The sequence below is a fragment of the Clostridium oryzae genome (genome assembly GCF_002029235.1).
Taxonomy (GTDB): Bacteria; Bacillota; Clostridia; order Clostridiales; family Clostridiaceae; genus Clostridium_AE; species Clostridium_AE oryzae.
Map to the genome: position 1 here is coordinate 1 of NZ_MZGV01000048.1, position 12,775 is coordinate 12,775.

General features: G+C 33.2%; 11 protein-coding genes and 1 riboswitch. Of the genes, 10 read left to right on the plus strand and 1 reads right to left on the minus strand.

Annotation, left to right across the window (positions count from 1 at the left end):
* A partial coding sequence (locus CLORY_RS16870) for a DDE-type integrase/transposase/recombinase (RefSeq protein WP_079426653.1) occupies positions 1 to 1,185 on the minus strand: 1,185 nt, incomplete at its 3' end.
* 175 nt (positions 1,186 to 1,360) lie between these two features.
* Here CLORY_RS16870 and CLORY_RS16875 point away from each other — a divergent pair.
* From CLORY_RS16875 to CLORY_RS16920, 10 genes are all read left to right on the plus strand, one after another.
* Positions 1,361 to 2,008 (plus strand): adenylate kinase, encoded by a 648-nt coding sequence (locus CLORY_RS16875; RefSeq protein WP_079426655.1) that lies wholly within the window; start codon positions 1,361 to 1,363, stop codon positions 2,006 to 2,008.
* 632 nt (positions 2,009 to 2,640) lie between these two features.
* A complete protein-coding gene (locus CLORY_RS16880) occupies positions 2,641 to 3,321 on the plus strand; it encodes a glycosyltransferase family 2 protein (RefSeq protein WP_079426657.1) in 681 nt (226 codons plus the stop codon).
* 17 nt (positions 3,322 to 3,338) lie between these two features.
* Entirely contained in the window at positions 3,339 to 3,686 is a 348-nt protein-coding gene (locus tag CLORY_RS16885) for a DUF2304 domain-containing protein (RefSeq protein ID WP_079426659.1), read from the plus strand.
* Positions 3,683 to 4,030: a DMT family transporter gene (locus CLORY_RS16890; protein ID WP_079426661.1), complete on the plus strand. Its 348-nt coding sequence runs from the start codon at positions 3,683 to 3,685 to the stop codon at positions 4,028 to 4,030. The genes CLORY_RS16885 and CLORY_RS16890 overlap by 4 nt, the downstream gene beginning before the upstream one ends.
* A 20-nt stretch (positions 4,031 to 4,050) precedes the next feature.
* Positions 4,051 to 5,301, plus strand: coding sequence for an ArnT family glycosyltransferase (locus CLORY_RS16895; protein ID WP_079426663.1), 1,251 nt, complete (start codon positions 4,051 to 4,053; stop codon positions 5,299 to 5,301).
* Positions 5,280 to 5,972, plus strand: a complete 693-nt coding sequence (locus tag CLORY_RS16900; RefSeq protein WP_079426665.1) for a response regulator transcription factor — start codon at positions 5,280 to 5,282, stop codon at positions 5,970 to 5,972. The genes CLORY_RS16895 and CLORY_RS16900 overlap by 22 nt, the downstream gene beginning before the upstream one ends.
* A complete protein-coding gene (locus tag CLORY_RS16905) occupies positions 5,965 to 7,272 on the plus strand; it encodes a sensor histidine kinase (RefSeq protein WP_079426667.1) in 1,308 nt (435 codons plus the stop codon). The genes CLORY_RS16900 and CLORY_RS16905 overlap by 8 nt, the downstream gene beginning before the upstream one ends.
* A 197-nt stretch (positions 7,273 to 7,469) precedes the next feature.
* Complete coding sequence (glpK, locus tag CLORY_RS16910; protein WP_079426668.1) at positions 7,470 to 8,969, plus strand: glycerol kinase GlpK; 1,500 nt, start codon at positions 7,470 to 7,472, stop codon at positions 8,967 to 8,969.
* 140 nt (positions 8,970 to 9,109) lie between these two features.
* A riboswitch (cyclic di-AMP (ydaO/yuaA leader) is annotated at positions 9,110 to 9,237 on the plus strand.
* Between the two features lie 3 nt (positions 9,238 to 9,240).
* On the plus strand, positions 9,241 to 10,020 hold the full coding sequence (locus CLORY_RS16915; protein ID WP_079426669.1) for a cell wall hydrolase: 780 nt from the start codon (positions 9,241 to 9,243) through the stop codon (positions 10,018 to 10,020).
* A 257-nt stretch (positions 10,021 to 10,277) separates the two neighbouring features.
* A complete protein-coding gene (locus tag CLORY_RS16920; protein ID WP_079426670.1) occupies positions 10,278 to 12,575 on the plus strand; it encodes a M6 family metalloprotease domain-containing protein in 2,298 nt (765 codons plus the stop codon).
* The last annotated feature ends 200 nt before the right edge of the window (positions 12,576 to 12,775 follow it).

Sequence of the window (12,775 nt, forward strand, 5' to 3'; positions counted from 1 at the left end):
GATAACTTGCTTAACCCAACGAAACTCAGAGGTAACAGCATCATCGTTAGTAAGTCCAATAACTTGAGTGATATCGAAATCCCAACCTTTTTCAAGTTTAAATTGTTGAGCAGCAAGAGGATAGGCACTATAGCCGTCAGCAATGAATTTTAAAGCTTTACCAGGGAATTGTTTGAACTTCTGAAAAGCCATACGCATAGCAAGAATACAAGGTCCAACAGCACGGTTATCAGAGACCTGATAGCCAAGGATAGACTTTTTGCAGGTGTCCATGATAAACCAAACGTAATGTTTAATACCTTTAACCTTAATGTATGTTTCATCAGCAGAAAGAATGTTGGAAGGTTTATAGTTAAAGTTATCTACAAATGGTTTAATGACAGCAGCTGCTGTAGTGGCATAGTGAGCAACCATGGTATGAGAGATCTTAATACCATGAACTTCTTCAAGGGCATGAGCAGTTTGTCTAGTTGAGAGTTTAAGATTAACGTGATAAGTAAGGCAAAGGCCCATAATATGAGGATTAAACTTCTTAAAGCTAAAATTGATAGCTCTAGCAGGAAGAGAATTTAAGTCCATCTTAAAAAAATCCACAGTAAATTCACGGTAGATGTAGTGAAGCTTGTATTTATGCTTGTCAGCAGGTGATAAATCCTTTGGAAGCTTAGAGAGATTTTTGAGGTAATAAGAGCACTTAGGGTTAACACATTTATGAACACGAAAATGCTTACGATCCTTCTTAGGATCAAGAGTATGACCACAATAAGGGCAAATAAAAACAACGGGCTTTGTAACATGATTAGACTGCTTAAAAGTTTGACCACAAACTTTGCACTGGTATTGCCCTTTAGAACCGTTGTTATCGTAAATGTACTCGTGAGGGGCACCACATTTAGGACAAATGATACTTTTAGAAATAGATTTACCGTTACGACGATTAATAGGCTTAACAAGCTTATTGTATTTGTGTTTATAGTAAGCCAAAAGGAGCTGATAATCTACCTTCTCAAAGCGAAGAATCTTAGGCAGCTTGTCAACCTTAAACTTTTGGTACTCTGGACTATTAGAATCCTCAAAAGCCCACTGTTTAAGAGGAATATGTTTAGCAATAAATAAAACAAGTTGAAAAATAGTTTTTAAAAGATATTGATTATATAAAAGTAAATAAGTTATAATTGAATCCATACGATGACAACCTTTCAAGTTATTTTTGTGGCGTAGGAACTTCAATTATAACATGAAATTGGGGGTCATTGTTTTTTTATACAAAAAAACTCTACAACCCTTGATATATAAAGAAATTTTTAAAAGAGTAGTGTAAAAAACTTTACACTAACAATTAAAATCAGGAGGCGCTTTTTTGAAAATTATATTGTTAGGTGCACCTGGATCGGGAAAAGGTACTCAGGCTAAGCTGATTAGTGAGAATTTTAATATTCCTCACATATCTACTGGGGACATATTTCGATTCAATATCATCCAAAAGACAACGCTAGGGATACAGGCTGAGGCCTTTATAAACAAGGGCGAACTTGTACCTGATAGCATTACAGTATCGATGATAAAAGATAGAATGAACGAAGAAGACTGCAGTAATGGATTCATTCTTGATGGATTTCCTAGGAATATAAGCCAAGCTAAAAGCCTTAATGACATACTTGAAGAAAAAGGTCAACGTATTGATAAAGTTCTTTTTTTTGATGTACCTGAATACATCATTATTGAACGAGTAGTAGGTAGAAAAGTGTGTAAGAATTGCGGCGCAGTTTTTCATTCAAAATTTAAACCAAGCAAAGCCTACAATAAATGTGATTTATGTGGAGGGGATTTGATTCAGAGAAAGGACGATAATGAAGAAATTATTAAGAACAGGATGGAGGTTTACATTAGTTCTATTCAGCCGCTGCTGGACTACTATGGCAATGGAGGGCCTTTGCTTGTTGTAAACGGTTATGGTGATATTAAGGATATATATAGGAGTGTTGAAAAAGCTTTAATTCCAATTTGATGTAAATTTTAGTGTTATAGATATTGTTTTATGTATATTATTGTAATATAAACAGGAGAGATAATTCTTTATTACTTACAGGATATAGGGAATTGTCCCCCCCTATTTTACTCTTTAGGAAATTATATTTTTGGGAACTGAGGATAATTTTTCATTAAAGTCAGGCTATACCCCTAAAGAGTAAGAAAGATAGGCATTAAATAAGAAAACGGTACAGCGTGTTTACGAAGAAGTTAAAAAGAAACAGTAAAATATTCTGAAGTTAGTAAATTAAGATAGAAAGGTAATAGAATTAATAAAATAAAAGTATTATGTAAAAATTAAGAGTTAGGGCATTAAAAATGGTTACACCCGACGGAGGCATTTGGAGCAAGTTTAGCAATTATCCGTGTCTTTTAGGCAAATTTCCGTTAAGATGGCGAATTGTTTGAGGCGCAGCCGAGTTATGAGCTATTAGGAAATTTGACTAAAAGATGCGGTGAAATTGCTTAACGCAGCGGAATTAGCCGACATAGGGTGTAACCATTTTTTATTATTGTATGTATCTTTCGAAAATCTTAATAATTTCTAAGGAAGTTCTTTAAAAATATGCTTTAGAATAAAGTATGTAATTTGAAGGGGAGTGATATTGCATGAAAGTTATGGTTGTAATACCTGCGTACAATGAAGAAAAAAATATCTATAAAGTTGTAAATGAGGTAAAGTCTAATAATTCAGAAGTAGATGTGGTGGTAATAAATGATGGCTCAAGTGACTGCACTGGAGCAGAAGCGCAAAGGGCGGGAGCATTTGTAATAAATCTTCCACAAAACCTTGGTATTGGAGGTGCAGTTCAAACTGGGTATATTTATGCAAGCAGGAGAGGGTATGATGCTGTGATTCAGGTGGATGGAGACGGACAACATGATCCAAAGTATCTTCCTAGATTGATTAGCTCAATTGAAAAGGATGAAGCAGACATAGTTATAGGTTCTAGGTTTGCTAAGAAAACTGGCTATGAAGCAAGCAAAATGAGAAGGCTTGGAATTAGTTTTTTTTCAAAGCTTGTATCTTTTGTATGCAGGAGAGATTTTTTTGACACGACTTCAGGCTATAGAGCTGCTAGTAAAAAGGTAATTGAAATGTTCGCTAGATATTATCCTAAAGATTACCCTGAGGTGGAGACAATAGTATATGCTTCTAAGAGGAAAATAAGAATTAAGGAGATACCAGTCAATATGAAAAAACGACAAGGAGGAAAATCTTCCATCACACCATTAAAATCAATTTATTACATGATTAAAGTTACTTGTGCAATTTTACTTCAACCATAATGAAATGAGGTGTTTTTATGAAACCATACATATATTGTTTTGTGCTTTCTGTTTTATTTTTAATCGGTACATTATATTTTGTAAAGAAAAGGATTCTCGATTTTAAATATAGTATATTTTGGATTTTAATAAGCATAATGCTTATTGTGTTGTCTCTTGATACGAAGCTTACCGAGAATATGGCTAGAACAGTTGGAATTTATTATGCACCAGCTTTCCTATTTGTAACGGGTATTATTTTTCTTTTGATTTTAATATTTTATTTAAACTTAGTGATGTCCAAAATGCAAAGTAAAATTACACTGCTTACTCAGGAGATAGGAATGATTAAAAGTTATATTAATGAGGGAGAGCCGAACAGATGATATATATTTTACTTTTGCTAAACATAATATTTCTTGTTTTAGGACAGACCTTATGGAAAATTGGACTGTCTGGTATTAATTTTAAATTTACTGTTAATGGAATTATAAAGATTATCATTAGTCCTTACATCCTTGGAGGTTTAGCTATATATTCAATTGCAACTATACTATGGCTTTATATTTTATCAAGGACAGAATTGTCATTGGTATATCCGCTTCAAAGCCTTTGCTATGTGGCTGCAGCTTTAATTGCTTTTTTGATTTTTAAGGAGAGTATACCGATAACTAGATGGTTTGGAATTGGATTAATCGTATTGGGAGCTTGTTTGGTTTCAGTCAAATAGTTTAAAGGAGGAGAAAAGAAATGTTTAGCATCAAAAAAGAAGACAAATGGATTAAGATAAGTTTATTTGCTATAATTGTACTATTTTTTATTGTCAATCTATATGCAGTCTTAAAATATGGAAATGAAAACTATCTTGGAAGCTTTAAAAAGTTTGATAATGATGATGTCAAATACATAAGAAGTGCTTGGGAACTTGTAGATAAAGGTCAACTTATTTATCACAGGGTTGATGAACCAACAGTTTTCATAATGCCGGCGCTGCCGTATGCATTAGCGTTTTTTGTAAAAATATTTGGAAAGTTTGGAGGAATAATTGCATTTCGAATTTTCCAAGCGACTCTTCAAGCAGCGTCAATGTATCTTATATTTCTTATAGGAAGAAAGGTTTTTAATAGTAGAGCAGCTGTTTTAGGCTGTTTTTTAAATTTATTATATATTGCAGAATACTATACAACTACAGTTATTTTGACTGAAGTACTTTTTAAGTTCTTACTTCTCTTGCTTATATTTGTCTCCTTATATGCTATTGAAGAAAGAAGATTGTCATATTATACTATAGGGGGAGTATTATGGGCACTTGGCTGTCTTATTAGACCAGTATTAGCAGCGTATCCAGCTGCTATATTGATTATATGGATAATAAAAAAATATACCATCAAAGATATGATGAAGTTTACAATGGTTACAATACTTACATTTTCAGCTGTTATGAGCCCATGGTGGATTAGAAATTACGCAGTTTTTCATAGATTTATACCATTAACTCTTTCATCTGGAAATCCATTTTTGCAGGGTACCTATGTCAATTATGATCAAAGCGTTGATCACGTTCCAAGCAAGTCAGGTAAAACAGAAATTGAAACGAACCAAAATCAAATCAATACTGGCTTATATAGATTAAAAACATATGCAGTAAAAAAACCACTAAAATATGTTTGTTGGTACACCGTCGGAAAGTCTTTGAGACTATGGAGTGGTCCCTTCTATTGGAAGAAAATCTTTGGAATTAACTATGTTGCTGCAGCCATCTTTCATTGTTTTATATTGGTGCTTGGATTAGCTGAGAGCATTAGACTTTTTATAAATAAGAATAAGCAATTTGTGTTTTTATTTATTGTGATTGTACTATTTGATTTAATTTATATTCCATACTATACAATGGATAGATACTCCTACCCTATAATGCCAATATTGTTCATACTGTCCGGGTATGGAATATATGAATTTATTATAAGGAGGGTTGGAATTTGGAAAAGAAACGAATTCTAGTAGTTGATGATGAAGAGGATATAAGAGATTTACTTGAAATATATCTTGTTAATGAGGGATATTCCGTCATTAAGACTAGCGATGGAATTGAAGCTATTGATGTACTTGAAAAAGCGGAGATCGATTTAATAATACTCGATATCATGATGCCTAAAATGGATGGCATTCAAGCATGTATGAAGATAAGAAAGGACAAAAATGTTCCTATAATAATGCTATCAGCAAAAAGTGAGGATATCGATAAGATACTTGGTTTAAATACAGGTGCTGATGATTATGTAACAAAACCCTTTAACCCACTTGAAATTGTGGCAAGAGTCAAGTCGCAGCTCAGAAGGTGTACTATGTTGAGTGAGCATAAGAAAACAAAATCGGAGGAGATTGAAATAAGAGGGCTTCAAATTAATACGGCCACTCATCAGGTTAGGGTAGATGATAGGGAAGTAAAACTTACTCCAACAGAATTTTCAATTTTAGAGGTTTTGGCTAGAAATAAGGGGAGAGTTTTAAATACGAAATTAATATATGAAAGTGTTTGGAACGAACCAGCTTACGAAGCTGAGAATACTGTTGCAGTACATATTAGAAACATAAGGGAAAAGATAGAGATAGATACCAAGAATCCAAGATTCATAAAAGTAGTATGGGGGGTTGGGTACAAAGTTGAATAGTAATGAAGAAGAAAAAGTTATTGTATTGAAAAGCAGCACGGTAAAAATTGTATCGCTGGCAGTTAAAGGCTTGATAAGTTTCACCATAGCTGTAGGAGTACCATTGCTATTAGATAATGGATATGAACTTTTCCATATTCAGTATCTAGCTGAGTGGTCTCTATTTCACAACGATTTTTTAATAGGTTTTTTTACATTTTTAGTAAGTTTTGTGTTGCTGATCAATATAAGAAGAATTGAAAATATATTAAACATAATTCATGATTTTTCACAGGGATACACAATGAAGAGCATTGGTGTTGAAATATTGGTGGTTAATGTCATTAGCATTTCGGCGGCAGAGATTGTGTATCATGTTGCACTACGTATTTCTTGTGGGGATAGATTTTCGTCTTTTCTTTTGGCGGCACCAGTATACTTTGTTGTTTTTCATTTTATGGCAGGAAAAAAGATTAGGTATATAAGAGAAATCACAACTGGTATTCAGGAAATCTCAAGTGGAAATCTGGAATTTAAGCTAGTTGAAAAGGGTAATGATGAATTTACAATTATGGCTCGTAATATAAATAGTATGTCAGCTTTATTGAAAGATAAGATTGAAGATGAAAGAAGATCTGAACAGACCAAGAATGAACTTATTACCAATGTATCTCATGATTTGAAGACGCCGCTTACTACCATTATAGGGTATCTGACCCTTGTAAAGGATAAGAATTATGATAATGAAGGTACTATGAATGATTATATTGATAGAGCTTATTCGAAATCCTTGAGATTAAAAAAGCTTATTGAAGATTTATTTGAGTACACTAAAATTTCCAATGGTGTTATAAAAATTAATAAAAGTAATGTAAATATTGTTGAGCTTATGGAACAGCTTCTTGGAGAAATGTCTATTTTAGCAAAACAGAACGATCTTTCGTTTGAAAAGAATTATTCAAGCAATGAGATATATGCAGATGTCGATTCGGATCTAATGGCAAGAGCCTTTGAAAATATACTTTCTAATTCAATTAAATACAGCTATAAAGAATTAGACAGTAAAATAATCGTCTCAATAATTCAAAACAAAGATAATGTGCTTATATCATTTGAAAATCAAGGTGACACAATTCCAACAGAAATATTACCTCTGCTTTTTGAAAGATTTTATAGAGTTGATAAATCAAGAAATTCAAAGATATCTGGCTCAGGCTTAGGACTTGCTATTGCAAAAAATATTGTTGAGCTTCACGGCGGCAATATAAGTGCGGAATCTGAAGCAAATACAGTTAAAATAAGCGTTAAGTTATATAATTAATTAAAAAATGTCAAGTGCCACGCACTTAGTATTTTACTATCTTTAGTTGCAATCAACTCCTATATGTGTGAATATTAGATTTTATTATATTGACGATATTTAATATAGAATGCTATACTGAAATGTAAAAGAAAACGATTGCGTAGAGGCGCTTATAATAAAGAATTATTAAAATACTGGAAAGCGGAGTGTAATGTATGAAAAGATACATAATAGCCTTAGATCAGGGAACAACAAGCTCAAGAGCAATAATATTTGATAATGAGCAAAATATATTAGGAGTCAGTCAAAAGGAGTTTACTCAGCTTTATCCTAAGAAGGGCTGGGTTGAACATAATCCTTTAGAAATATGGGCAAGTCAATATGGGGTTTTGCAGGAGGTAATGGCAAAAGCTAATATAACTCAAGAAAATATAGCTGCTATAGGAATTACAAATCAAAGAGAAACAACAATTGTCTGGGATAAAAATACTGGAGAACCTGTTTATAATGCTATTGTATGGCAGTGCAGAAGGACAGCAGCTATTGTGGAAGAACTTAAGAAGGATGAAGAATTTGGAGATTATGTAAAAGAGAATACAGGACTTTTATTAGATGCTTATTTTTCAGCTACTAAAATCAAGTGGATTTTAGATAATGTAGAAGGTGCAAGAGAAAGAGCTGAGAAGGGAGAACTATTATTTGGTACAGTTGATACCTGGCTTGTTTGGAAGCTTACAGGAGGAAAAGTTCATGTGACCGATTATACTAATGCTTCTAGAACTATGCTCTACAACATTAAAGAATTAAAATGGGATGAGAGGATTTTGGAGACGCTTAATATTCCAAGAAAAATACTTCCAGAAGTTAAAAACTCTTCAGAGATTTATGGCTATACAAACCTTGGGGGGACGGAAGGTGTGAGAGTTCCGATAGCTGGTATAGCAGGGGATCAGCAGTGTGCTTTGTTTGGACAGACCTGTTTTGAAGAAGGCAGTGTTAAAAATACTTATGGCACAGGATGCTTTTTACTTATGAATACTGGGGAAAAGATAATCAAAAGTAAAAATGGTTTGGTAACCACTATTGCAATAGGAATAGAGAATAAAGTTCAGTACGCCTTAGAAGGTTCAGTATTTGTTGGTGGTGCTGTCATTCAATGGATTAGAGACGAACTTAAATTAGTAAATGATGCTGCAGATACAGAGTATTTTGCTAAAAAAGTTAATGATAATGGTGGCGTATATATTGTGCCAGCCTTTACTGGACTTGGTGCTCCATATTGGGATATGTATGCAAGAGGGGCTATCTTCGGACTAACAAGAGGTGCTAACAGAAATCATATAATCAGAGCTGCCCTTGAATCTATTGCATATCAGTCTAAGGATGTTATGGATGCTATGGAAGAAGACTCTGGCTGCAAACTTATAAGAATTAAAGTTGATGGCGGTGCTAGCAGAAACAATTTTCTGATGCAGTTTCAATCTGACATTACAGGTGCAGAAGTTATAAGACCAATAATAACTGAGACAACTGCACTAGGTGCAGCATATTTAGCCGGACTCGCTGTGGGCTTTTGGAAGTCAAAAGAAGAAATTGCTGAGAAATGGTCCATTAGTCAAGCATATACACCAAATTTAGATGAGGATAAGAAGAAAAAATTATGTAAAGGATGGAAGAAAGCAGTTAAAAGAGCGGAAAGCTGGGAGGAAGAATAGAAATTAGGAGAAAGTTGATTTTTAGATGCTGGTAATAGGTTGTATGTGCCTTTCATTCCAGAAATTTGGCATGGATAAGAGTCTTATACCCTGTTATAATACAGATATCTGTTACAGTACAGATAATAAATGCAGTAACATATAAAACTAAGCCGAATCTCCATATGGAGTACGGGGGAATTCTTTACAGGGGTGAATCTTCGCTATGAAGTAGGGTGCCTCAACCCAAACCCGTCAACTAACCTCGGAGGCAATAGAGGAGGAAATAAATATGTTAAAATCAACGAAAATCAAGGCGCTTTTATTGACTGCAATCTTATCACTAGCATCTGCTACATCAGTTCAAGCAGCAAGCTACACTGTTGCATCAGGTGACTCACTATATAAAATAGGAAAGCTGTTTAATGTTACTTCGACTTCAATTGTGCAAAAAAATGGCCTTTCAAGCAGTGCTATTTATCCAGGCCAGATATTAAATGTTTCATGCAGAACCTATACTGTTAAAAGTGGAGACAGTTTATATCTAATCGCTAAAAAATATGGTGTTTCAATATATTCGTTAAGATTAGCCAATCACAAGTGGGATAATGCTATCTATCCAGGCCAGCTTCTAAATATTCCTGGGTCAGCTTCAAATATTGTACAAGCCACTGCTGCAACGACGGTTAAAACTGTAATTCCTTACACAACTAGCGATGCAAATCTTTTAGCTAGGTTGATTGAAGCAGAAGCACAGGGTGAACCCTATCAAGCTAAGGTAGCTGTAGGTGCTGTTGTCGTAAATAGGGTGAGAGATTCTCGTTTCCCAAATACAATTAGCAGTGTTATATATCAAAAGGATGCAGGCTATTATCAATTTACTCCAGTAGTAAATGGCTGGATTAATAAACCAGCTTCTGCAGATTCTATAAAGGCTGCTTATGCTGCACTTCAAGGAGTTGATCCAACGAAGGGTGCACTGTATTATTTTGATGATAGTACAACTAATACTTGGCTTTGGTCAAAGACCGTAGCTCTTAGAGTTGACAGAATGGTATTCAGTTACTATTAAAATCGATTGAATAATAATATAGCAAATATAAACTTTTGTATATATTAAAACCGTATCTGAGAAATCAGATACGGTTTTAATAATTTAAGAAGAAATTTGATTGTACTGAGCAACAATATACTAGGTTATGTTTGTTAAAATTTTAAAAAGAAAAAGAAAATGAACAACAAAAGGAGAAAAATGTCATATTATGAATTATAGCTTAATGGATTTTTATCCTAAAAGGTATAATCTGTTGATTTTGGAGGTATGATTTTATGGCAATTTATCCTATTAAAGGGGTGCATTCATATACAATAGGTTTATTAAGTACAAAGCAAGCATCTCCAATTGGTAGTTTAAATAATATAGTTATTTTTATAAGATTTAGAGACGACAAAGAATTTGAAGCCTCTATAAGTAAGTATGAAGATATGTTTAACAAATCAGAACAGAATTATAATTCTGTTTACAATTATTATAAAGAGGTATCTTATAATAAACTGATTGTAAATTCAACGTTTTACCCACTTCCTCAAAACTCAAAAGTAGTATCCTATAAAGATTCAAAGTCTAGATGTTATTATGAACCTAGAGACTGTAAAACTAATCCCGAGGGGTATGAACCAGAGGAACAAGGAAATAGGGAAGCTGAACTTTTAGTAAATGCTATAAATGCTGTTAAAAGTCAAATCCCAGTTTCTTTAAATATAGATACTAATAATGATGGTAATGTAGATAATATATGTTTCATAATTAAAGGTGAGGCTGGAAGCTGGGGAGACTTGTTGTGGCCGCATATGTCAAGTTTATATGATAAAAATGTTTTTATAAATGGTAAAAGAGTTGCAGAGTATAACTTTAATATAGAAAGCATGGCTAATACCGGAGTAATATGCCATGAAATGGGCCATTCTATAGGGTTCCCTGATTTGTATCACTATTCAAATAGCTTAGATCCAGTTGGACCTTGGGATATAATGAGTTCTGATCCTACTCCACCGCCTCATACTAGTGCTAGATTAAAAAATAGATATGGTAAATGGATTGATAATATTCCTGAAATTTCGGGAAAAGGACCTCACACATTAAATCCGTTGACTTCAGATACTAATAATGCCTATAAAATAGCATCTCCTGTGACATCTAATGAATATTTTATTGCAGAATACAGAAAAAGAAATACAACTTTTGAGAAATCACTTCCAGGTGAAGGTTTGATAATTTATAGAATAAAACCTGATTTAACTGGAAATAGCGGCGGACCTCCAGATGAGGTATTTGTCTGTAGACAAGGCACTTCATCCGACGATCCTTATGGCGGAAATGTATCTAATGCAAATTTGAATAAATTGGTAAATAGAACTACCTTAGGAGGAAAGTATAATCCTATACTTTTAAGTGATGGCACTAATAGCGGATTGATAATAAGTAACGTTAGTGAGGCTTTAGATACTATTTCGTTTGAAATTGGTACGACTGCAGATTTATCAATAGAAATGAAGCTATTAAGCACTTCTCCTCTATATGTAGGACAACCGTTAAAATATATGCTTACTGTAAAAAACAATGGACCAGATGACGCTAAAAATGTTGTAGTAGTAAATCCTATAAAGAATTATGATTTTACCAAAACCATAATTGATAATAATGGTTTTGGAATTTGGGACCCTTATTCAGGTGGCATAATAGGCATGATAGATTTAGTCCCATCAGGCCAAAGTTTCAATGTTACGATAACTGTAATACCAACCTCTACAGATTTTATTATCAGAGCATCAATAAAAAGCGATACTTATGATCCAAATATAGATAATAATAGAGTTGAAATTTCTCCAGAGCTTGTAGAAAAAGCTGATTTATCTATAACCAGCAAGGTTTTACAAGATATTATATATGAAAATGATATAATTGAATATGAGCTCGCTGTAAAAAATAATGGACCTAGTCCGTCAAGAGAAGTAAGTATAATTGATTTATTGCCTTTAGAGGTTAGGTATATTTCGGTTGAAACTGATTGGTTAGGAGAGCATAAAAGTTTTATTGATACTGTAGAAGGAAAGGTGTCTATTAGTATTGATAAGTTGGAAGCTCAGGAGGAAGTTAAATTTAGAATAAAGGTTAAAGTTTTAGAACACGGAACTATCACTAATAAAGCAACAGTGCAATCTGATGCTGTATTTGATCCCAATCTAAGCAATAATGAAACAGTACTAACTACTACAGTAGTAAATAAATTTACTACAGGCCCAATTTGGAAAAGAAGCAAATGTGAAAAGCTATTGGTTGTAATTCAAAATACAACAAACGAAAGGGTTAGGCTAATATTATATAATAAAAGTTTAGATCATCCTCATGTTGATAAGTACCCTATAAGATTAAATAGAGGAGCAGTGTCAAGAACTTTAATTCGTCATGTTTCAGACGAGTATGAAATTACAATAGATAGGGTTCCTAAAGGTGTATATGTTTCAATATTTATAATTCATGATGATAATTATTCCAATAAATGCGAAAAAGATTTGAGATGTGTAGAATTTTATAAGCATACTGAATTAATTAATACAAATCGGTAGTTAGTTTTGTACCATAAGTTATGTAAGAGTGGTATAAGTGTAAATGACCGTCTTAGGCACTTTTTGGCTTATAGAGGTCATTCACACTTTATATGCTAAAGCCACATTATATTTACGTATCAGCAATAACATGGTAATATTGTATATGTACAAAAAATCCAATCCTATGTTTAAAGTGATTTTTTGATAGTATTAATTAT